The following is a 22,018-nucleotide window of genomic DNA, read 5'->3' as shown; positions in this document are numbered from 1 at the left end:
CTTTTTTTGTGGTCGGAGCTTCGGGAAAACGTGGAGAATGCAAGGGAAGGTGTCCGTCGATGTTTTATGGTCATATATGATTTAGACAAAAGTTTAATACTCTAAATGACATAGCTATGAGGATATAAGTGTGGCATGCCAAAATAAATATGTAAGGTGCACTTGATGATCGCCATGGTTATTCATCAAAAGAGGTAATACAGAGCTATCCTCTGTTGTTCGAAAAAGGTTGCAATTCAATTGTGAAAATTCTTTATTTGATTACGAGCCTTGAGAATGGTGGTACTCAGTTCGTTATTCCGCAGATTGTTGAAGTATTTAAGCAATATGGACATAGCGTTGAGATTGTCAGTTGTGAGGCTCGTGACATGCTGGGGGCAGGTCGTCTTGATGAAGCGGGCCTGTCCTATACGCTTATGGCCAGTCGAAAGCGTAGTAAAATAAGAAATATATTTAGTCTTGTTAAAATAATTCGTAAGTTAAAACCAGATTTTATTTGGACTTCATTGAGTGCTGCTACTCTTGTTGGGCAAATCGCGGGTAAACTGACAGGCGTTCCCGTTGTCAGCTGGAAACATAGCGCGACTGTAAGGTCCTATACGAAAGCCATTCAGAATTTTTCGAAATTATGGATTGCAGACTCACCTACTGTGGCACGGTTTCTGGAAACCGACGTGGGGGTGCCGAAAAACCATATCATGTCTTGGCCGCTTTATTGCTGCGACACTTCAGTCACGGTTTCCGATTATTGGAATGGTGATGGAGTACTGCGTTTAGGTAGTATTGGCAGATTGGCAGAGCAGAAAAACTATTTTGTCTTGCTGGAAGGATTACATCTTTTTCGGGAAAGAAATCCTGCTTTGGCAGATCGTGTGTGCCTTACGATTGTTGGGGAGGGACACCAGAGAGATGAACTTCAGAGCATGATCAATCGCTATGATATGCAGAATAAAGTGTCGCTGGTTGGTCTTTTATCAAAACAAGATACGGCGGCCTTTCTTGAGCATCTACACGTTTATATTCAGCCGTCCTTGTTTGAAGGAATGTGTCTGGCTGCTCACGAAGCTATGGCGGCAGGTCTTCCTGTCATGGCGACACCTGTCGGCGAACTTCAGAAAAGTGTGCGTGACAATGAGACTGGATTTGTTCTGACGGATGCTTTGCCTGAAACGATATGTGCCAATCTCGAAAAGATATTTTCTGATCCTTCCATGTTGGAACGTTTAGGAAAACGGGCCATGCATGATGTTAGAGCGGATTATGGACCGGATACATTTCAAGAAAATGGCTTTCTGATCCTTGAAAAAATCAGGAAAGATTTTGTTTCAGCGTGATGTCTGGGAACTATTTCATAGATTGTAGAGTATATCTGCTTTTGGACAGCGAATGTTTGCTAGGCATTCCTTAAAATCAAATATTTTTTATATCTGAGTGGATCGATGAAATATCTATCCACTTTGCTTAACGGCAACAGGCAGAAAAATTCTCGTAACTGATTACGAAACAATCTCATCCGATTGTTCCGTAATCAAAGGTCATTACTCCGGGACTGAATTTCCGGAGTAATGACCAGCCAACTTAACTGGCCCGGCGGAAGCGGATGATGCTGCGTGACATCTTGCCACCACCCCAGTTCGGCATTTTCCGCCAGGGCGTAATAACGCTGGCAAACTCGCCATCCACTTTCACCGTGCGACGTTGCTCGGTGCCGACCCATTGTGGTGCCCAGGCCGTCTCAACCGTGGTGACCCACTGGTTTCCCTCGATGCGATAGCGACCGATATAGGCAACCAGCGTGTTCAGCAGCGCCAGATGATCGTCCACGGTTTCCGCAGGCGTGCGGTTGCTGCCTTCCAGATTGAAAGCCACCCAGTTGTCGGGGGTGAAGATGACACGGCCACGCGGGGTTTCGCCCATCGCATCAATGAATTCGCCCGTTTCCTGCAGCTCAACCTGATAGGAAACAAGCTGCCATGTGCCGATCAGGGCCTTCTTGAGATCTTCGCCAACCAGCTCAGACAAATGTTTGTTTTTTTCATCTGAAGCAGCGACACCTGTCGCAACAGACTTCATTTCTGGCGACTTGGGACTTTTCTCCTGAACGATATTCACGTCTATAACTCCTCTGATTTGAGTGGAGTATGCGCTCAAGAAATGGTGATCCGGTAGCGGCCTTAAAAACAAAACGCTTTTTCAGCTGACGCAACAATGGACCAGTGACATGCAGGGCGAAGCCAGCGATCTGAGATTTTTCATCAACCTTGTCGATGCGGGCAGTATCACCGCCGCTGCCCGCGCTGTCGGCACGTCACCGGCTGTCATTTCCCGAAGACTGGCGACCCTTGAAGCCCGGCTTGGTGTGACGCTCATCATCAGAACCACCCGGGTCTTTCGTCTCAGTGAGGCCGGACAGGTCTATTACGAGCGGGCACTGGTGATCGTTGCGGAAATCGACACGCTTGAAAACGAGATCGCCTCAGCCAGCAGCGAGCCGCAGGGTAGCCTGATTGTTGGCGCGCCGATGGAACTGGGGCGTCGACAGATCGCCCCGTTCATCGAAGCGTTCAGCGAACGCTATCCCCAGCTCCAGATCAGTCTCGTGCTGGCCAGCGAAGGCATCCACGACCCCGGCGACGGCCTTCTGGATATCAATATCCGCCTTGGTCTGCCCGACACGCCGGGATCGATCGTCACGCTTCTGGCCACCACGCGACGGGTGCTCTGTGCCTCCCCGACCTATTTCGAGAATCGGCCTCTGCCGCAAACGCCGGATGATCTCGTCAATCATGAATGTCTGTGTATCCGACGGCAGAAAACAATGACTGTTCTCAATAAATGGGCCGTCGGCAACGAGACCGAAAAGCATGTGGTCACGGTGAATCCGAAGCTTTCCAGCACCAACTGTGAAATCATCCATGACTGGGCGGTCTCTGGACGCGGAATCGCCTACAAGCTGCTCAGCGATGTGTACAAAGACATCGCCAGCGGGCGACTGGTCCGAATCCTGCCTGATTTTTATGGTGAAAAAGTCGATCTCTATGCAGTCATGCTGCCGCGTCAGCAGTCCAACGCCAATGTGCGGGCCTTTCTGGAACTGCTGCGGGAGTTTTTCCGTGATGCAGGCGGGTTCGGTGATGAACTGGCGACCGACTTGCGGCGCTGATCGGGTTTATCGTTCTTTCGATTCTGCCGCAGTCGCGTTTCCCGTCATTGCGCTGTATGACGACATCCGCTGGATCAAGGGGCGCTGACTTACAACGCGCCAAACAAAAGGGGGGAGCCCGCACGCATGTCTGACTGTCTGTTCCAACGTTACCGCGCACATGTACTGGATGTCCTGCGTCGCATCGTGCCGGATATCAGCGAGGATCTCCTCGCCCGCGTGGAACTGACTCCGACACGCGACCCCGCGCATGGTGACATGGCCACGAATGCGGCGCTGATCGCCGCCAAACCGGCGCGTCGCAAGCCGGCCGACATCGCCGCCGATATTGCGACATCGCTTCTCGGCGTTGAGGGAATCGCCTCCGCCGAGGCTGCTGGCCCGGGCTTCGTCAACATCACCCTCAATCATTCCGTCCTGCAGGACGTCATCCCCGCCGTTCTGAAAGCTGGCGAGTCTTTCGGTGACTCGCAGATCGGCAAGGGCACGAAGGTCAACGTCGAATACGTCTCCTGCAACCCGACCGGTCCGATCCATGTTGGTCACTGTCGCGGTGCTGTTGTCGGTGACGCGCTGGCCAATCTGCTGGACAAGGCTGGCTACGACGTCACCAAGGAATTCTACATCAACGACGCGGGCAATCAGGTCGCAGCGCTGGCTTGGGCGACCTACTGGCGTTACCTTCAGGCTATCGGCTCGACGATGGACGCCGAGGCATTCAACGCCATCACTCCGAATGGTCTGCAATATCAGGGCGAGTATCTGATCCCCATCGGGCAAGCTCTGGCTGAAGCGCACGGCACTTCCCTCGCCGAGGACGGCGCAAAGCCTGCGCCCGCCGAGAAGTGGTTCACGCTTGTGAAGGATTTCGCCGTCGCCCGCATGATGGACGGTATCCGTGAGGATCTGCTGACCCTCGGCGTAAAGCACGATGTGTTCACTTCCGAAGCGAAAGTGCTGGCGGATGGTGTGACTGACCGTGCTATCAAGATGCTCGAAGCCAAAGGCCTGCTCTACGAGGGCGTGCTGGAGCCACCCAAGGGCAAGCTGCCTGACGACTGGGAAGCCCGCCCGCAGACGCTGTTCCGCTCGACCGAATTTGGCGACGATGTGGATCGTCCGCTCCGCAAGTCGGACGGCACCAACACCTATTTCGCCAATGACATCGGCTACCACCTCGACAAGATCGAGCGCGGCGAGCAGGTGCTGGTTGACGTGCTGGGTGCGGATCACGGTGGCTATGTCAGCCGCATGAAAGCGGCAGTGAAGGCGCTGACGGACGGCAAGGTGGCACTGGAAATACTGCTGTGCCAGATCGTGCATATCGTGCGCGACGGCCAGCCGGTCCGCATGTCCAAACGCGCTGGCACCTTTGTGACGCTGAGCGACTTGCTGGACGAAGTGGGCAAGGACGCCGTGCGCTTCACCATGCTGACCCGCAAGAGCGATGCGCAGATGGAGTTCGATCTGGACGCGGTAGTGGCGCAGACCCGCGACAATCCGGTGTTCTATGTGCAGTATGCCCATGCACGCTGCCGCTCGGTTCTGCGTGCCGCCGAAGAAATGCTGGGAGCAGAGGCTGTCACATCGGCTGCGCTGGAAACGGTGTCACTCAAGGCGCTCATCGCCGACGCCGAGATCGCGCTGTTGCGCCGGATTGCAAGCTGGCCCCGTACGATCGAAGGAGCCGCCGCCGCCCGCGAGCCGCATCGCATCGCTTTCTATCTGGGCGATCTGGCTGCTGACTTCCACGCACTGTGGAACCGGGGCCGCGATGAAACCACCCTGCGCTTCCTGCAGGAGAATGACCGTGAAGGAACACTGGCCCGTGTGGCGCTGGTAGCGGCGACGGCCATGGCCATCCGCTCCGGTCTGGCTGTCATGGGTGTTGAACCCGTCGAGGAAATGCGATGACCGAGACCGATTCCCCGCCACCCAACCCACATGAAGACCGTCTCAGCCGTGCCCGTGAGCGCATGGCGACGGATTATGATGACGATCTTGCCCCTCCGCGTCGTAACCGGGGCACCAAGGCGTTTGCGCTCAGCTCGCTCCTGCCTGCGGACAAGACAACCCGCGCACTGACCTATGGCGCAGTGGGGCTCGGTGCGCTGCTGCTGGTCGGTGTGGGCGGCTGGTCGCTGATAGGGCATCACCAGAGCGGTATTCCCGTGTTTGGGCCGCCTCCTGAACCCATTCGTGAGAAGCCTCTCGATCCGGGCGGGATGGAGCTGAACGACATGATGCCGCCGCCCATGGAGACAGAGCAGCAGGGAGCGACACATCTTGCGCCGTCTCCTGAGCAGCCTGATCCGGCGGCACTCGCGGCCCGTTATGGGGCCGCTGCGAAAGAGGACGCGCCGCAGGACGTGCCCGCGAAGGATGCGGCTCCAGCGGATGAAAAGACCGCCGCAGCCGGAAGCGATCAGGTTCCTGCAGCGGAAGACACCGTAACCCCGGTTGACCCTGAAAAAGCGGCTCCCGGCAAGGGACTGCCGAGCGAGGACATTACGAGTGCACCTTCCACCGCTGGCGATGAAGCGCCAGCTGCGGATGCCGGTAATGGTGCGATTGAAGAAGCCCCGCCTGAAGCCAAAAAGCCGGTTGCCCCACCAAGCCATCCTGAAGCGAAACCGGTTGCGGCGAAACCCGAAGCACCGAAGGCCACCCGCGCTGTTCCTGCCGCGACGTCCGGGCCTTATGGCGTCCAGCTTGCCGCCCTCAACTCTCAGGATGCCGCTCTCAAGGAGTGGGATAGGATCAAGAGCGCTTCTCCCGATCTGTTGGCCGGGCGTTCTCCTGTGATCGAGAAGGTGACCCACACCAACGCGATTTTCTACCGTCTGCGCACGAGGGGATTCGACAGCATCGCATCCGCCCGGGCGTTCTGTGACAGCCTGCGTGAACATGGGCATGCCTGTAACGTCCTGCGCCCCTGAGTTCATGCTATCTGACTGCGGCTTTCAGGGCATGTGCAGCCCGGAAAAGGGAGACGGGACAGGAGCGCCGCAGGAGGAAGGGGGAGAGCTTCGGTCTCCCCTGCTGCATTTGGAGGGATTCGAGGGACCGCTTGATCTGCTGCTTGATCTTGCGCGCGCGCAGAAGGTCGATCTGGCCAAGATCTCGATTCTCCAGCTTGTCGAACAGTATCTTGCCGTTGTGGAGTCTGCCCGGTCGATCCGGCTGGAACTGGCTGCAGATTGGCTGGTCATGGCAGCGTGGCTGGCCTGGCTGAAATCACGCCTGCTTCTGCCTCCGGAAGACGGCCCTGATGAGGAAGCCGAGGATGCGGCGGAACTTCTCGCGGCTCGACTGGAAGAACTGGCCCGGATTGGCGCGGCGGCTGAGTGGATGGCGGTCCGTCCGCAGCTTGGACGCGATGTCTTTTCCCGTGGCGCCAGCGAAACGCTTGTGGAAATCGATCGGTCCGGTCTGGCGCTGGACGTGCCACAGTTGATGCGGGCCTATATGGCCGTCATCCGCCGTTCGGCGCGGCATCGTGTCTATACGCCTCGCACCATCCGGTTCTGGTCCGTGCAGGATGCGCTGGCCCGGCTACGCAAGCTGCTGGGCAGCACGCCGCCCGGCTGGAACGCGCTGGACGATTTCATGCCGGACCTGCCCGATGGCACCGATGAGGTCGAAGGTGTGCGCATCCGCCGTGCGGCGATGGCGGGAACGCTGATCGCCGGGCTGGAGTTGGCCAAGAGCGGCATGCTGGAATTGAAACAGGACGAGGCGTTCGGGCGCATCATGCTCAGACCGCAGGGGGAAGAAGCATGAATGACACCGTGCAGCCACCGGATGAAAACGGTGTCGCTCCGTCTGAGAGCCATGCCCTGACAGAGTCGATGGCTGCTGTTCAGGTCGATGTGCTGCTTGAAGGAAAAGCTCCCCTTTCTGAAACCGTCGAGTCTAGAGATGAAGAGGCAGCCGTGATTGCGGCGCTCATGCAGAGCGAATGCAAGCCACCAGCCCAGACAACGCCATCTGACGAAGCGGTCCGGATTGTGGAGGCGATGATTTTCGCCAGCACCGATCCCGTCAGCGCCCGTGCCATTCTCGGGCTGCTCGAGGGACAGGGACTGATCCCTGATACGGTGGACGACATCGGGGCCTATGTGCGCGCTGTGCTCACCGCGCTTGTATCCCGGTATGAGGGACGCGGCGTTGTGCCTGTAGAGGTTGCAGGAGGCTGGCAGTTTCGCACCGCCGCTGATCTTGCTCCGCGCCTGACACGGGTCATGCCCAAGCCGCGCAGGCTTCAGCGGGCGACCATGGAGACGCTGGCGATCATTGCCTATCATCAGCCCTGTACCCGCGCCGAGATCGAGGAAATCCGCGGAGTCAGCGTCAATCAGAACATACTGGATACGCTGATCGAGGAATCGCTGATCGCGCCACGTGGCCGGAAGGAAGTGCCGGGACGCCCGGTCCTGTGGGGCACAACGCCCGATTTCCTGCGCCATTTCGGTCTGAAGAGCCTCAACGACCTGCCGCGTCGGGAAGAGCTGATGGGCGATATGCCGACGTCGCCAAGGCGGCCTGCGGAAAATACAGCCGACCTGCTGGCGCCTCATCCCGCGCCGATTGAAGAGGCGGAGGGCGTCATTGTCGAGGAAGAAGCGTCACCTGCCGGGTCTGCTGGCGGTCTCGCAGACGACTGACACCAATGGTTCTTCTGCTGTAGCTTTTTTTGCCGGGAGAAATTTACGGGGCGCTGCCCCGAACCCCGCCAAAGGCCTGCCTTTGGAAACCGTTTGCGATCAGGAAACCGGTGGGAAAATCAGCGCTCCCTGCAAGAGGCAACCAGTTGTATATGCTCTGTCAGCGTCGGCGGCTGAGCGCGGCCCTGCCGGCGATTGCGGCGAGATGACGACGGCACAGCAGAACATCCATGGAACCGGTCTGTTTGCAGGCGAACTCGAACGCCTGTGTCCGTTTGGCCAGATCCAGCAGGGCCGGAAGTGACCAGGCATCCAGCGCCCGTTCAAATGACTGCTGCTTCTTAAAAAAGACAGGAGGACGCAGCGTCTTCATGGCGTCCATCCGGCTCTGTCCGCGTTCAAGCTCCGCCTTCACCCGGCGCAGACGCCCAATATGGCTGAGCAGAACACGGGCTACGGCCACCGGGTTCGCGCCTTCGGACAGCGCTCGCTCTAGCGCAAGATCGGCCCCGGCCTTGTCACCTTCCATGGCGAGAAAAACGGCGTCATCGACCGAGGCCGATCCGGAATCGCCAATGCAGAGCATCAGGTCATCGAGATGCAGTTCGCCGTTTTCGCCTGCGTAGAGCGCAAGTTTTTCCACTTCATTGCGGACCCCGGCCCGGTCCGCGCCCAACCGACCAGCAAGCCACGCCAAGGCTTCATTGCTGATCCGGACGTGTCGCTCTTCCAGCATCCGTCGCACGGACCCTTCGAGCGCGCGTCCTTCTTCCGGATAACAGCCGATGGAGGCGGAATCCGGTCGGGTCTCCGCCAGTTTGCGGAGCTTGCCGCGTGCGGGGAGAGCTCCAGCTTCCAGAATGATCAGGCTGTTTGCGGGACTGTCGAGAACGGATGTGACGGCGGCGGCCAGTCCGTCGGTTGCTTCACGCACCCAGACAACCCGTCGACCGCCATCGAGTGACAGCGCAGTTGCTTCTTCCTCAAAACGGGAATGGTCATCGCGGGCAAGAAGGGAAACCCGGAACGGATCATCCAGTGAGCCTGCGGAGCGGCGGGTCAACGCGGCCGCATGTTCCCGGATCAGGCCACTATCATCACCGTGCAGGAGTACGAAGCGCCAGTTATCAGGTGCGCCCAGCACTTTCCCGACCGAGCGGGAATCGATCTTCACCACGGAAAGAAAGGAGGGGGAGAAAAAGCCTCCCCACTCATCCGTGCAGTGAAGCCGGGATCAATTGGTCGGGTCGTCATTATTGGGATCAAGACGTCCGGTCGCCATGGCGGGCACACCATCCGGGCCAGCCCGATCAACAGGCTGTTCCGTGTCCGAGCGCGGCATCAGGTCGGTGTTGGGGTAGAAGACCGCGGCTGGTTTGTTGTTGGTCTCCCCAGCAGTCTGCGTCTTGAACCAGATAGCGACCTGCTGCGTGACTCCTTCCGCCAGCGTCTTCGCGATACGGGCCTGAAGTGTCTCTGTATTCAGATTCTGTGCGAAATATTGTTCGAACGTGTTGTTGATGCCGTCCATCGTGGTGGTGTCGCCCTGAGCCAGCAGGCGAGGCGTCTGCTCCACCGTAAAGAGAGACCAGTGCGCCCTCCCTACGGCCCGCATCCGTCCGGTCGTGTTGTCCTCATGTACGTCGATGGATTCGAGTTCCACGCTTGGATTGACTTGCAACGTATAGCCATCCGGATCTTCCGGCCCGGCGCCCGCGAACTCCTGCTGCAACGCCAGACGGGTCATCTGTCCGAACCGCTCGGGAATGCTGGCGATATAGACCCGCTTCATTTTTTCGCTGATGCCGGGGCTCAGCTTCGTGTCTTCGTAAAGCGCGTGAAAACCGCAGCCACTCAGAAGAAGCGGAAGGACAAGCAGGGCTGGAGCGGCCTGCCTGCGCAACCAGCGGGAAAGAGAGCTGCGGTCGGTCATCATCCTGCCTTCGCCACCACGAAATTGACGATGCGGTTCGGCACATGGATGCGCTTGACGATTCTCTGGCCTTCCAGCAACCGCGCCACATTCGGCTCGGCTTCGGCGCGGGCGATCACCGCGTCCGCGGCCTCGTCCGGCTCAGCCTCGATCGTGCCGCGCAGTTTGCCCATGATCTGCACGGCCAGCTTCACGCGGGTAACGGCCAGCAATTCGGGGTTCGCTTCCGGCCATGCCTGCTGGGCCACCAGCCCCTTGCCGGGCTCCAGTGTGGCGAACAGCTCTTCCGCCAGATGCGGCATCATCGGCGCGGTCAGCAGGCAGAGCGTGCGGGCGGCCTCACGACGGGCGAACGCCATACCATCTTCACCGGCCTTCTTCTCGGCGTCGGCGAGGGCGGAGGTCAGCTCATGCAGACGCGCGACAGCGACGTTTACGGTAAAGGCTTCCAGCGCTTCCGTCACAGCAGCGATGGTGCGATGCGTCGTGCGACGGAGCGTATCGACCGCTTCCGGCATGTCGCCAGCGGACGGTGCGGCATCGACCGGACAGTTCGCGGCCACCTGCCTCACAATGCGGAACAGGCGCTGCACGAAACGGCCGGACCCGGCGACACCGGCTTCCGTCCATTCCATGTCGCGTTCCGGCGGGCTGTCAGACAGCACGAACCAGCGGGCCGTGTCCGCGCCGAAACGGTCGATAATGGCGACCGGCGCGACCGTGTTGCGCTTGGATTTCGACATCTTCTCGACGCGACCGATGGTAACCGGCTCACCCGTTTCATGGTGCGTCGCCCCCGTGCCGGTGCGCACGACTTCTTCCGGATAGAGCCACGCGCCGTTCACGTCCTTGTAGCTCTCGTGATTCACCATGCCCTGCGTGAACAGGCCGGAGAACGGCTCCGAGACGTCGAGATAGCCGGTGGCCTTCATCGCCTTGGTGAAGAAGCGGGCGTAGAGCAGATGCAGGATCGCATGCTCGATGCCGCCAATATACTGGTCCACGGCCAGCCAGCCGTCAGCCGCCGCCTTGTTGGTCGGCGTGGCGGCGTGCGGCGCTGTGAAGCGGGCGAAATACCATGAACTGTCCACGAATGTGTCGAACGTATCGGTCTCGCGCGTCGCGGGCTTGCCGCATTTCGGGCAGTCCACGTGCTTCCATGTCGGATGATGGTCGAGTGGATTGCCAGGACGGTCGAACGTCACGTCCTCCGGCAGTTCGACCGGAAGCTGCGCGTCCGGCACGGGAACCGCGCCACAGGTCTCGCAGTGGATGATGGGAATCGGGCAGCCCCAGTAACGCTGACGGGACACGCCCCAGTCACGCAGACGCCAGTTCACCACACCGGTTCCGACGCCGAGGGCTTCCAGACGCTGGATGGCTTCTTTTCGGGCTTCGTCGGTGGTCCGGCCATCGAGGAAACCCGAGTTGATCATGGTGCCGTCGCCGGTCCACGCCTTGTCGGTGATGGTGAAGCTGTCCTGAGTCTCGCCAGCGGGCAGGACGACGGGAACGACCGGCAGGTTGTATTTGTGCGCGAAGTCGAGATCGCGCTGGTCGCCGGAGGGGCAGCCGAACAGGGCGCCGGTGCCGTAATCCATCAGCACGAAATTCGCGATCCAGACCGGGAAGGTGGCGTCCGGGAGGAACGGGTGGCTGACTTTCAGGCCCGTATCAAAGCCGCGCTTTTCGGCCGTCTCGACCGCTTCCACCGACGTGCCCATACGGCGACATTCCGCGATGAACTCAGCCGCTTCCGGATTGGTCTCAGCAACTTTGGCGGCCAGTGGGTGATCCGCTGCGATGGCGAGGAACGACATGCCGAACAGCGTGTCCGGACGGGTGGTGAACACCTCGACCGCATTCAGATCTTCATTGAAACCGGCAGGCGGGTGCGCCAGCGGGAAGCGCAGGCGCGCACCGTCGGAGCGGCCGATCCAGCGTTCCTGCATGGTGCGGACGCGTTCCGGCCAGCGATCCAGTGTCTTGAGGCTGTCCAGCAGGTCCGGCGCGAACTGCGTGATCTTCAGGAACCACTGCGAGAGCTTCTTCTTCTCGATGGGCGCACCCGAGCGCCAGCCCTTGCCGTCCACGACCTGCTCGTTGGCCAGAACCGTGTTGTCGATCGGGTCCCAGTTGACCCAGGACTCACGACGATCAACGAGACCGGCTTTCAGGAAGTCGAGGAAGATTTTCTGCTGCTTGCCGTAATAATCCGGCAGACAGGTGGCGATCTCGCGGTCCCAGTTCAGGGAGAATCCGAGGCGTTTCAGTGTCTCGCGCATCGCGGCGATATTGGCGAGCGTCCATTCCTTCGGGTGTACACCACGTTCGCGGGCGGCGTTCTCGGCAGGAAGGCCGAAGGCGTCCCAGCCCATCGGATGCAACACGGAAAAGCCGCGTGCACGCTTGTAGCGGGCGACCACATCGCCGAGCGCGTAGTTGCGGACATGCCCCATGTGAAGCTGTCCCGACGGGTAGGGGAACATTTCCAGCACATAGTATTTCGGCTTGTCGGCTGGTGGCACGTCAGGGACAGTGAACACACCTTCCTTGTCCCATTCCTGTTGCCAACGGGTCTCCACCGAGCGGAAATCGTAGCTTGCGGGGGTATCGTCGGCAGTCATGATGGCATCGGTCCAGAATGGCGAAAAGAACAGGAGACGGTCGGTCCTGAAGGGGACGTTCCAATGAGAAACACAGCCGGGCTCAAGGTGAACCCGGCCGGAGCAGACAACTGTGTGGGATCAGTTGTCGTTATTGCCGTTATCGGCGCGAAGCTGGCGCGCACGGGCGAGAATCTTGGAAGTAATGTCGGAGGAGGTGTTCGCAGCTGGTGGCACGTCGGTCCACTGTCCGGCGTCATAAACCTGACGGAATACGCTCACCCGCAGGGCGTCCGAGCGGAGACGTTTGTCCAGTATGTAGGCTGTGATCTTGAAGCGTTCGCCGTGTGCCGCCGGAGGGGTGTACCAGTCCGTCAGGATGAATCCTCCGACTGCATCCGCCGTGGAAATCGGCATGAAGGACAGCGTGTCCAGCGCGCCACGCCACAGATAGGCGTTCACGCCGCCGCTCAGTTGATCGTCACCACCCGTGGCGCTGCGATCTTCCTTGATAAGCTGGTTGCGGGGTGCGGTCAGGTCACTGGCCTTGTCACCGCCTGAGCAGGAGGTCAGCCCAAGCAGCAAGGCCATTGCAGGCGTCAGAAGAGCGATGCGGTTGGGTAGCGACAAGGACTGACGAACGTGCGTGGTGGCCATTTGGTGTTGCAACTCCTGAAGCAAGACCCGCCAGCCGCCCCCACCCGGTGCAAGACCTTCTGGTATTCAGGGCACGGAGGAACTGGGTACGACTGAGGAGCTTTCATATCCCGTTGAAGAGGTTCCGCCAAGCGCTGGCTGCGTCTGGTGTGCAACGGCCGACGGCGTGGCGGGAATTCCGGCACGTTCCAGCAGTGTGAGAAACGCCGAAAGCTGTGGTGGGGGGAGGCGGGCGTAGTGAGTGCGCACGGTTTCAAGCGAGAAGTCAGGCATCAGCCGAAGAAGCTGGGAACGGGCCTCAGCCTGTTCATTCACAACAGACACATCCTCTGCTTTTCCAAGGGCTGCAAGACCGGCCAGATGAAGCGTCAGCATGGAGATGCGGGTCGGCGACATGCTGACTGCGATGCGGGACCGTTCCACGGCTTCCCGTGCATTGCCGCCCAGCAGGAAAATGAGCACCACGTCCGTGTCGAACAGATCGACGAACGGGTGAGTGGGATGACTTCTGCGGAAGGTCTTCAGGCTGGCGGCAGCTTCCTGCGGCCGGTCCTTCATCAGCAGGGCATAGGCTTCAATGGCGATGGTGATGCCCAGTGACGGTGCAAAGGGCTTCACTTCTTCAATCAGGCGCAGCCCGGCCTCGCGTTCCGATGGTCTGTCCAGCAGAAGTCGGGCCAGTATCAGTCGACCGGTAAGCGTTTCCGGGATGATGCGGATCAGTCCACGGGCCGCCTCGATCGCTGCCGTGCGTTCCCGATCAATCTTTTCTGGTAACCACTGTTCATACGAGCGCACAAGTCCGAAGAGTGCGGCGGTCAGCAGCAAAAAGGGATGGTGAGGATCACGCCTGAGCGCGCTGTGCAGAAGTTTCTCCGCAGGGAGGAAGCTGGTGGGTTCCTTGCGATTGATGAAGGCGAAGGCTCTCAGCCCGGCTTCCAGAGGCGTCAGTTCGTCCGCATGACGGTTGGCTGAATTCCGCGCTTCCGCCAGTGCGATTCGCCAGCCGATATCTGACGTCAGCAGAGCGGCGATGGTATCACTGTTTTCCGGCGTGATCGGAAAGCGTTCGGCCCATACAATCATGCCTTCCCGTCGCTGGTCGGTCACACGGACGATCAGTCTGACCTGTTGCTTGAGAGTGCCATCCTCGGGGTCGGGCGTAAGGCCGGTCTGTATTTTGGTCTGGACCAGATAGTCGCCGGACGTTCTTGTCTCGACCTTTGAAGACTCGCGCAGGGGAGGCGTGTGGAAAGGCGGGAAGACCGACAGGAAGCCCTGATTGGCAAGACCGACAGCTGTCTGATCCAGAATATTCTCAAGATCTGGCGTGACAGCAGTCAGAAGTTCAGGCTGGAGGGGCGAGAAGCCGACGCTGGCGATCGTCTGGTTGCCAATGCCCCAGCCCTCTGCAGTGTGGGCGGCCCCATTCGTGACGCCGTGATAGCCTCTCTCGGAAGAAAAGCTGCCTGTGAGGGGATCAGTCCGTCCCGACTGGATGTCGGAAAGGGAACCGGGTCGGCCAGCACCCTGAGAAGCCCGCAGTTCTTCAATCAGTAATTTGGTCGCGGCGGACGGTTCATTCGCCAGAGAGTCGCGGAAGGTCCCAAGACATTGCTCTGCCGCCAGAAGGGCTGCGCTGATGTCAGCAGTCCTGACCAACTCGCGCATGAGGGTTTTCCAGGCATTCTCATTCAGGCGATCAAGACGGAGCAGTCTGTTTGCAGCGGCAATACGCTGTTCCGGATCGGGAAGGGATGCCTGGGCCTGTTCCAGCACTGTTATCAGATGATGGTTCAGGCGATTGCGCTGTTGTGTCAGCCATTCATCGAGCGCCGGATCGACAGCTTCGAGATCGGTCAGAAGAGTGGAATCGGTTTCGGGAAGCTTCAGGATGCCGGAGGGGGAGGCATTCAGATAGCGTTCCGCATCAACTGTGGTGAGAACGGGTTTCAGCGTCAGGGCGTGGCGCTGGATATCCAGAATATCCGTGCCGAGCGGACTGAGCGCTTCCGACAGCCGGTGGATTTCCTGCCGGAGGGATGCGCGTGCCTGTTCATCTGAACGGCGGCTCCAGAGCAGATGCGCAAGGGTTTTCCGTGTGACGGGCCGACGATCTGACAGGGCGAGGATGGCAAGCAGGCCGCGTGTCTTGGCACCTGTAGGGGTCAGGACTGTTCCGTCAAGCATCTGAACAGCCATGGACCCCAGCAGATCAAGATGCAGAATGGCCGCCTGAGATTTCCTCAGTCCGGGTTTAATGGTGCCGAACAGACCCATGTGTCCCTGTTTCCTCCTGTGTCGCCGACCTTCTTTTCCGGTTCGGACACGCGCCTCCGATAATGGGTAAGTGTGAAGCGAAACAGTTTCGCGGAAATGAACGGGGCACGTAGGACTATGTCTGAATGTTGCTCGGGAACCGATTACTGGACTGCAAAAGAGGCTTTATTTTGGTTGCGATCCTTTCAGTGGACCAAATAGTGCCGTTGTCAGCGATAGATGATGTGCGGTTTCCATTTGTCCCTGATAACGAAAATTCCTTTTGGGACGTTCCGGAAGCAAAACTCAGATCGTGGAGACTATCAGGTTTGTCACCGAGTGTCTCTTTCTTGAGAGTATCAATCAATAAAAAAAGGGAGGCAATGCCTCCCTTTTCACCTCTGGTCTTTCAACCAGAGGCACGTCTGTCGAAAATTTCAGATCAGGCAACCTGAACAGCGGCCTGTGCTGCATCCCCAACGCGGTAAGGGCCAGCCACCAGAACCTCGACTTCCACCATGCGGGCAAAGAGGCCCTCTCCGGCGTTGCCGAGCGACAGCAGCGCATTGCCGGATGTCCAGCGACCAACGCCACCTTCGTAAGCCTGCCAGCCGCTGATGTCGGCGTCGCTGAGGTGATCGGTCAGAACGGAGCGATCACGTCCATTCGTGACAACAACTTCACCCACGACCACACCGAGGTCACGACGGTCATCGCAGAAAGGACCGACCATCTCGGACGGACGTGACGTGCGGGAGACGATACGGACATCGGAGACCGTTGACGGCACCATGAAGCTGTATGTGTTTCCGGTGTGACGAACGGCGCGAATTTCACGACCATCCTCGGCTACGAGGCGGATATCCGGATCGTTGGTCGTTTCTGCTGCATTGTCTGCAACGGACAGACCAAGCGTCTCGGCGCGGGCTGCAACGGCTTTCCAGATCGGCTCGACTGTTGCCTGATCCGTCACCAGCGGAGCGCCTGCGTCACGCTGCCAGCTCTTGCCGCCATTGATGACAAAACCGCCAGCGAAGTGAGGACGCAGTGCGCGGATCGCGGAGTTTTCGAAGGTGCCACGGTTGCCTGTGTCGAGGTAGCTTTCCGTTTCCAGTCCTTCGGAAACGATCACACCATGCTGCTCAAGCTCGATATGATAGAAATCAAAGGCGGTGATGGAACGGTCGATCAGGATCGAAGCGTCGTTGACCAGCATGCGGACGGGCACGAACTTGCCGTCGATGTGGATGCAATGTTCGGAGGTGACAAGCAGGTCACGGTGCGGAGCGCCTTCACCGAATGCGTCCTTGCGGATGCGAACCGGATACGCATCGACGTCAAAGCCGAGAGCGGCGACATCAGCGTGCGAACGGCCAAGCCATGCGAGCGGACGGAAAACTGTCTGACCGTTCTCGATGACGGCAATCTCGTCACCCTCGACCAGCGTCTCGACCAGCTTCTCGCCATCACGGGTCAGAATGTGTGTTCCCGGCAGGAAGCAGCCTTCAATGCAGTTACCACCGTTCTGCGGATAGTAATACGTGGTCGATGTCGGATGGGCGAAAGAGCCGCCGACACCCGTAACAGACACGCCATAATAGCCGGAGGCATTGTTGGCATGGGGGTTGGAGTCGCTGGGATTTACGACGATCGAAGTGCTGTGCTTCAGAATCAGGGTGGAGCTGTCAGTGTAACTTCCTGCGATACCGATGGATGTTCCAAATCCGCCAGGAATGTCGTTCGTGCACATTGATGCGCCAGAACCGAAGTTCGTGATCGTCGCATTCTGAAGGGCGGGATAGGTGTAATACTGATCACCGCCAGCCGAGATGTCTTCGCCTGCGAGGTTGGCTTCGTAGGACCACTTGCCCGTGTCGTTGTTCAGAACAAGAGATGAACCCTGACCGCTCATGTCGATCTTGCCAGCGACACTGGTGCCCTTGCCATCGGAGTCGATGGTCAGATGGCCACCGTTGACATTGATGCCGCCTGTGGATCCGGAAGCATTATATTCATTGATGACGGCGGTACCGATCGACGCACCGTTTTCAAGAACGTAATATTTGCCGGATTCAAGTGTGATGGTGCCGGAATTGGAGGCGAGAACATAGGGATCGCTCTCTGTGCCGGTGCCTGCGGTGTAGGCGGCGTACTGTGTTGATGTCGCTTGTGTAACCATAATGTCTGATCACTCCTGATCGTGTGTCCGGCAAGCCCGGGTGTTTGTTTTTGATTAACGACACGACATAAAATCTGTCAACAAAATAAAACGTAAATGTTTGTAAAGTTCAAACATTTATCTGACAATTTATTGCTGGTGTTTCGGAGGGCGGGGTGAGGATTGGAAAAATTTCGTTAATATGCTGATGGTTTAAGGGGTTATTCTGTTCGTTGTGGTGCTGTAGTAGGGCGTATTAATGGTTTTGTTGATGATTTATTCGCTGGAAGAAGTGTTGAAAAAACATTAACAGATAGCCAGCGTGATGGGCGACGTGGCCTTGCATCGCTCCAGAAACGGCCGAAAAAGTCGGGCGCAGCCCGGTCGTGGTCGGTTTCATCATTACGGAGATCGAATAGAAATGCGTGAACTTACAACGACAGAAATGACGGAAGTTTCCGGCGGCTGCTGCTGGAATTATAATCCGTGTGGTTATCAGCCGGTTGTCTGCGGTCCGAGCGCTTCAGTTATCGCGGCCTATGCCGGTTATCTGGCTGGAGAGTACAACGTCCAGGCCGATATCTTCAACGGAGCCAGCTGCTCGACCATTCAGTCAGCAATTTGCAATGTCTACGCTGATACGAAGCTGGGTTACACGCAGGGACAAAGCATGACGGTGGCGCAGGCTACAGGCCTGTTGAATAGCGTCCAGTCAGCGATTCGCGGTGCAGTGACCACGAACTGCTGGGGTTGCATTACGGCGATGACCACAATCACATTCCCGCCTTCAAATGGCGGCGGCAGCGGCAATCTGGGCTGATAACTGGACTGTGGCATGGGGAAGTTTCCGACTTCCCCATATTTTTTGTACATAATTTCTTTTTTTGTTTTTCTTTATTGTTTTGATGTCAGGCTGTAAGACCGTCCCGTCTGCACCTTAAGGTCTTCTCTCTGTATGTCTTCTCTCTACCGTCAGGAAGCGCTTGACGCTCGCCGACAGGCGTGGCTGGGGCAGGTGCAGGCGACGCAGTCGCTCTCGATCCGCGTTATTTCATGGGTTACACTGGCGCTGGTAGTTCTGGCCGTTCTTTATGTATATTTCGGCATCTATACACGCCGCGTACACGCCACAGGCTATATGCTCCCCCCTACCGGACTGATTACTGTTGACGCCAGCGCGGCAGGCATCATCAGCGGCCGACTGGCGGAAGAAGGCCAGCATGTCAAAAAGGGACAGAAGCTTTTTACTATCGATCTGGAGGCCCGTTCAACGACGGGCCCGACACAGGAGCAGGTGCTTGTACAGTTGCGTAGACAGCGTGAGCTGTTTGAGCGACAGAAGGAAATCCGCATTGCGGACGCGCCTGTAGAAAAGCAGGCCCTGATCAATCAGATCCGTAATCTGCAGCAGCAGCACAATCTGACCGGTCTGCAGCTTTCCAATGACGCCAAAGTGCTGCCTGTGGTGGAAGCGGCCGTGAACCGCATGAAAAACGCGCAGAGCGCTCATCTTGTGACCGAAACACAGTTCCAGAGTCAGCTCTATACTTACGCGCAACTGCTCAGCAGTCATGCACAGTTCATGCAGACCTATACAGATACTGAAGGCAAGATTTCAGACAATACGTCAAAGCTGATGCGCTACGATCGGCAGACGGCACATGACATCAATGATCTGGACCGTCAGATTTCCGATATCGACAAGCAGATTGATGAAAGTGAAAGCCACCGCACCATCATCATCGAAGCGCCGGATGATGGTATTCTTTCAGCTGTACGCGGTAATCTTGGTCAGCAGGTCTCTGCGGGAACGCCCCTCGTCACGCTTCTGCCGACGGGGCGTTCTCTGGATGCGGAACTGTATGTCAGCAGCGCTTCCATAGGCTTTTTGCGAGAAGGTGAGCCCGTGCTGATGCATTACGCCGCTTTCCCCTATCAGCGTTTTGGTCTGGCGCGCGGACGTGTTGTGGAAATTACCAGAGCCCCTATTACGGAATCCCAACCGGGCAAGGGACAGCAGCAGTCCGCGTCCGGCGGTCAGGACAAGAAAGACGGCTGCGGTGGGTCCAGTGGCGGAGACCTCTACCGTATCCGGGTCAAGCCGGATCTCCCCTACATCATGGCTTATGGCGAGAAAAAGCCGCTGGAAGCCGGAATGGAAGTCGAGGCGGATATCGCCATCGATTCACGGCGTCTCTATCAGTGGATATTCGATCCTGTGATCAGCATGCGTGACAGCATCATTGCCATCAGTGGGGGGCTCGTCGATAAATGAGCGAGGCTTTCAACGCCCTTCAATTCGGGTTCGGCAAGAAAACACCGGTCATCCTTCAGGTCGAGGCTGCGGAATGCGGTATCGCCTGTCTGGCCATGATCATGGCCCATTACGGCCATAAGATTGATCTGGCGACCCTGCGCCGGCGCTACTCGGTTTCCATTCAGGGCGTGACGCTTCGCAGCCTCGTCCAGATTGCCGATCATATGGGTTTCTCGACCCGCGCTGTCAGGCTCGATCTCGACGATCTCGTCAACCTCAAGAAGCCCTGCATCCTGCACTGGGGCATGAACCACTTTGTGGTGCTCACGGAGGTCAAGGGCGACAGGATCACCATCAATGATCCCGCCGTTGGAAACCGCACCATCAGCATGGAAGAGGTTTCCCGCGAGTTCACGGGTGTCGCGCTGGAAGCCACTCCCAACGAGTCCTTCGAGAAGAAGGATGAGCGCGAAACCATCCGTCTGGGCGATCTGTTCCGTCACGTCGCGGGACTGCGCGGCGCGCTCATGGGCCTGTTCTTCCTGTCCCTCGGGCTGGAAGTCATCGCGCTGATCTCGCCGATGGTGTCTCAGGTGGTGATCGACGAGGTGATTGTCACTGCCGATCATGACCTGCTGAAAACCATTACTTTCGGACTGGCGCTTCTGCTTCTGTTGCAGATGTTCATCGGCTCCGTCCGTACATGGGCTGTGACCCTGTTCAGCACCCGGGTTGGTCTGGAATGGAACACCAGCCTGTTCGATCATCTGACCCGCCTGCCGCTTGATTATTTCAGCAAGCGTCATGTCGGTGACGTGCTGTCGCGCTTCGGATCGCTGGGCACCATCCAGCAGACCATGACGACCGACATGGTGCAGACCGTCATGGACGGCATCATGGGTGTCGGCATGGGGATCATGCTGTTCGTCTATGGCGGCTGGCTGGGACTTGTCGCCTGTGTCGCGTTGGCGCTCGATATCCTGCTGCGTCTGGTGACGTACAGCACTTATCGCGAAGCGTCTGAAGAACAGATTGTCGTCAACGCCAAGCAGCAGAGTCACTTCATCGAGACCCTGCGTGGCATGGCCAGCGTCAAGCTGCTCGGCCTCCGCGAGCGGCGTCGCGCGACATGGCTGAATATCGTTATCGACAGCATCAACATCAAACTGCGTCTTCAGCGTTTTGATTTGATCTATGGCCGGCTTGGCGATTTCATTTTTGGCGCTGACCGTCTGATCATGATGGTGCTGGGAGCCTATCAGGTCATGGATGGTTCCATGTCCGTCGGTATGCTGGTCGCCTTCCTGTCCTACAAGGACCAGTTCGCAAGCCGCGTCGGTTCTCTGGTGAATACCGGCTTCAAGCTGCGCATGCTGAACATCCAGACTGACCGTCTGGCTGATATCGTCATGACCGAACCCGAGCCCATGTCTGAAACTATTCCCGGCACGCATTATGATGGAGCCGCGGCGCTTTCCTGTCGCGGGGTATCGGTGCGTTATGCGGCGCAGGAGCCATGGATTTTCCGTGGGCTTGATCTCGATATTCCATCAGGCTCCAGCGTCGCCATTGTTGGTCCATCCGGCTGTGGTAAGACGACGCTGCTCAAGGCCATGATGGGGCTGCATGCCTTGGATGAAGGCAATATCTACATTGATGGTGTGGATACGGCGGTGCTGTCGATGGAAACCTATCGCGAGCGTATCGCCGGCGTGTTGCAGGATGACGGTCTCTTCTCGGGTTCTATTGCTGACAATATCAGCGGTTTTGCGGATGACCCGGATCAGAATCTGATTACCGACTGCGCCGCCAAGGCCGCCATTCTTGAAGACATCAAGCGCATGCCGATGGGTTTCGAGACTCTGGTGGGTGATATGGGCGGCGCTCTGTCAGGTGGTCAGAAGCAGCGTGTCATTCTCGCACGTGCGCTCTACAAGCGTCCGCAAATCCTGTTCCTTGATGAAGCTACCAGTCATCTTGACGAACATACGGAATCCATTGTGGCGCAATCCCTGAGGGCGATGAACGTCACGCGCGTGATGGTGGCCCACCGGCCCGCGACCATCGCGCATGCTGATTATATCTACTCCTTTGAACCCGGCGGTGTCCTTGTGCTCCGTAAGGCTCCGCAGGTGCAGCCGGTCCAGCAGCCTGCACCACAGGCACAGCAACCCGCACCGCAGCAGGCAGCACCTGCTCCTCCACCGTCCTATGGTGGCTCATTCGGATATGGCGGTGGCTGGCCTGCAAAACCGCAGTAAAAGGGAAAATAACGGGGTGACTTACGAGACTATGTCCCATGTCCCAAAACGGACACT

At 58.1% G+C, this 22,018-nt stretch carries 16 protein-coding genes; 9 read left to right on the top strand and 7 right to left on the bottom strand.

The window, feature by feature from the left end; translation table 11 throughout:
• Positions 1-215 precede the first annotated feature (215 nt).
• The gene (locus B3759_RS13285) at positions 216-1,334 is read left to right on the top strand and encodes a glycosyltransferase family 4 protein (RefSeq protein WP_291366482.1); all 1,119 of its coding nucleotides are present in this window, start codon (positions 216-218) and stop codon (positions 1,332-1,334) included.
• 244 nt (positions 1,335-1,578) lie between these two features.
• On the opposite strand, the gene B3759_RS13280 is transcribed toward B3759_RS13285, so the two are convergent.
• Positions 1,579-2,112 carry a lipocalin-like domain-containing protein gene (locus B3759_RS13280; RefSeq protein ID WP_291366480.1) on the bottom strand — a complete coding sequence of 178 codons (534 nt, stop codon included), beginning with the start codon at positions 2,110-2,112 and terminating at the stop codon, positions 1,579-1,581.
• A gap of 109 nt (positions 2,113-2,221) precedes the next feature.
• Between B3759_RS13280 and B3759_RS13275 the strand changes: the two genes are divergently transcribed.
• The 5 genes from B3759_RS13275 (at position 2,222) to scpB (ending at position 7,830) form a co-directional block, all read left to right on the top strand.
• On the top strand, positions 2,222-3,163 hold the full coding sequence (locus B3759_RS13275; protein WP_291366478.1) for a LysR substrate-binding domain-containing protein: 942 nt from the start codon (positions 2,222-2,224) through the stop codon (positions 3,161-3,163).
• A 126-nt stretch (positions 3,164-3,289) separates the two neighbouring features.
• Positions 3,290-5,077, top strand: coding sequence for an arginine--tRNA ligase (gene argS / locus B3759_RS13270; protein ID WP_291366476.1), 1,788 nt, complete (start codon positions 3,290-3,292; stop codon positions 5,075-5,077).
• The gene (locus B3759_RS13265; protein WP_291366474.1) at positions 5,074-6,102 is read left to right on the top strand and encodes an SPOR domain-containing protein; all 1,029 of its coding nucleotides are present in this window, start codon (positions 5,074-5,076) and stop codon (positions 6,100-6,102) included. Before argS ends, B3759_RS13265 begins: the two co-directional genes overlap by 4 nt.
• A gap of 31 nt (positions 6,103-6,133) precedes the next feature.
• On the top strand, positions 6,134-6,946 hold the full coding sequence (locus B3759_RS13260; protein WP_408736494.1) for a segregation and condensation protein A: 813 nt from the start codon (positions 6,134-6,136) through the stop codon (positions 6,944-6,946).
• Between the two features lie 167 nt (positions 6,947-7,113).
• A complete protein-coding gene (gene scpB / locus B3759_RS13255; protein WP_291366499.1) occupies positions 7,114-7,830 on the top strand; it encodes an SMC-Scp complex subunit ScpB in 717 nt (238 codons plus the stop codon).
• Positions 7,831-7,990: 160 nt separating this feature from the next.
• Here the strand turns inward: scpB and holA are convergent, their stop codons facing one another.
• The 6 genes from holA to B3759_RS13225 form a co-directional block, all read right to left on the bottom strand.
• Entirely contained in the window at positions 7,991-9,004 is a 1,014-nt protein-coding gene (holA, locus tag B3759_RS13250) for a DNA polymerase III subunit delta (protein ID WP_291366497.1), read from the bottom strand.
• A 60-nt stretch (positions 9,005-9,064) separates the two neighbouring features.
• Positions 9,065-9,763 (bottom strand): LPS assembly lipoprotein LptE, encoded by a 699-nt coding sequence (locus tag B3759_RS13245; protein WP_291366495.1) that lies wholly within the window; start codon positions 9,761-9,763, stop codon positions 9,065-9,067.
• Positions 9,763-12,390, bottom strand: a complete 2,628-nt coding sequence (gene leuS, locus B3759_RS13240) for a leucine--tRNA ligase (protein ID WP_291366470.1) — start codon at positions 12,388-12,390, stop codon at positions 9,763-9,765. Before leuS ends, B3759_RS13245 begins: the two co-directional genes overlap by 1 nt.
• Before the next feature lie 120 nt (positions 12,391-12,510).
• Positions 12,511-13,026: a DUF3576 domain-containing protein gene (locus tag B3759_RS13235; protein ID WP_408736493.1), complete on the bottom strand. Its 516-nt coding sequence runs from the start codon at positions 13,024-13,026 to the stop codon at positions 12,511-12,513.
• A 66-nt stretch (positions 13,027-13,092) separates the two neighbouring features.
• Positions 13,093-15,306, bottom strand: coding sequence for a BTAD domain-containing putative transcriptional regulator (locus B3759_RS13230; protein WP_291366468.1), 2,214 nt, complete (start codon positions 15,304-15,306; stop codon positions 13,093-13,095).
• A gap of 421 nt (positions 15,307-15,727) precedes the next feature.
• The gene (locus B3759_RS13225) at positions 15,728-17,464 is read right to left on the bottom strand and encodes a Hint domain-containing protein (protein WP_291366466.1); all 1,737 of its coding nucleotides are present in this window, start codon (positions 17,462-17,464) and stop codon (positions 15,728-15,730) included.
• A 400-nt stretch (positions 17,465-17,864) separates the two neighbouring features.
• On the opposite strand from B3759_RS13225, the gene B3759_RS13220 reads away from it, so the two are divergent.
• The 3 genes from B3759_RS13220 (at position 17,865) to B3759_RS13210 (ending at position 21,961) form a co-directional block, all read left to right on the top strand.
• Positions 17,865-18,263: a hypothetical protein gene (locus B3759_RS13220; protein ID WP_291366464.1), complete on the top strand. Its 399-nt coding sequence runs from the start codon at positions 17,865-17,867 to the stop codon at positions 18,261-18,263.
• Positions 18,264-18,398: 135 nt separating this feature from the next.
• The gene (locus B3759_RS13215) at positions 18,399-19,718 is read left to right on the top strand and encodes an HlyD family secretion protein (protein ID WP_291366462.1); all 1,320 of its coding nucleotides are present in this window, start codon (positions 18,399-18,401) and stop codon (positions 19,716-19,718) included.
• Positions 19,715-21,961 carry a peptidase domain-containing ABC transporter gene (locus B3759_RS13210; RefSeq protein WP_291366460.1) on the top strand — a complete coding sequence of 749 codons (2,247 nt, stop codon included), beginning with the start codon at positions 19,715-19,717 and terminating at the stop codon, positions 21,959-21,961. The genes B3759_RS13215 and B3759_RS13210 overlap by 4 nt, the downstream gene beginning before the upstream one ends.
• Positions 21,962-22,018 lie beyond the last annotated feature (57 nt).

The organism is Acetobacter sp. UBA5411 (assembly GCF_002409645.1).
Lineage (GTDB): Bacteria > Pseudomonadota > Alphaproteobacteria > Acetobacterales > Acetobacteraceae > Acetobacter.
Note: the sequence above shows the minus strand (reverse complement) of the source record. Positions and strands in the feature narration are given on the sequence as shown.

Excerpts from the sequence above, each read along its gene's own strand:
- B3759_RS13245 (WP_291366495.1), bottom strand. The coding sequence starts at position 9,763 with ATGACCGACCGCAGCTCTCTTTCCCGCTGGTTGCGCAGGCAGGCCGCT.
- B3759_RS13275 (WP_291366478.1), top strand. The coding sequence starts at position 2,222 with ATGCAGGGCGAAGCCAGCGATCTGAGATTTTTCATCAACCTTGTCGAT.
- leuS (WP_291366470.1), bottom strand. The coding sequence starts at position 12,390 with ATGACTGCCGACGATACCCCCGCAAGCTACGATTTCCGCTCGGTGGAG.
- B3759_RS13260 (WP_408736494.1), top strand. The coding sequence starts at position 6,134 with ATGTGCAGCCCGGAAAAGGGAGACGGGACAGGAGCGCCGCAGGAGGAA.
- B3759_RS13215 (WP_291366462.1), top strand. The coding sequence starts at position 18,399 with ATGTCTTCTCTCTACCGTCAGGAAGCGCTTGACGCTCGCCGACAGGCG.
- B3759_RS13210 (WP_291366460.1), top strand. The coding sequence starts at position 19,715 with ATGAGCGAGGCTTTCAACGCCCTTCAATTCGGGTTCGGCAAGAAAACA.
- argS (WP_291366476.1), top strand. The coding sequence starts at position 3,290 with ATGTCTGACTGTCTGTTCCAACGTTACCGCGCACATGTACTGGATGTC.
- B3759_RS13235 (WP_408736493.1), bottom strand. The coding sequence starts at position 13,026 with ATGGCCACCACGCACGTTCGTCAGTCCTTGTCGCTACCCAACCGCATC.
- B3759_RS13230 (WP_291366468.1), bottom strand. The coding sequence starts at position 15,306 with ATGGGTCTGTTCGGCACCATTAAACCCGGACTGAGGAAATCTCAGGCG.
- B3759_RS13225 (WP_291366466.1), bottom strand. The coding sequence starts at position 17,464 with ATGGTTACACAAGCGACATCAACACAGTACGCCGCCTACACCGCAGGC.
- B3759_RS13265 (WP_291366474.1), top strand. The coding sequence starts at position 5,074 with ATGACCGAGACCGATTCCCCGCCACCCAACCCACATGAAGACCGTCTC.
- B3759_RS13220 (WP_291366464.1), top strand. The coding sequence starts at position 17,865 with ATGCGTGAACTTACAACGACAGAAATGACGGAAGTTTCCGGCGGCTGC.
- scpB (WP_291366499.1), top strand. The coding sequence starts at position 7,114 with ATGCAGAGCGAATGCAAGCCACCAGCCCAGACAACGCCATCTGACGAA.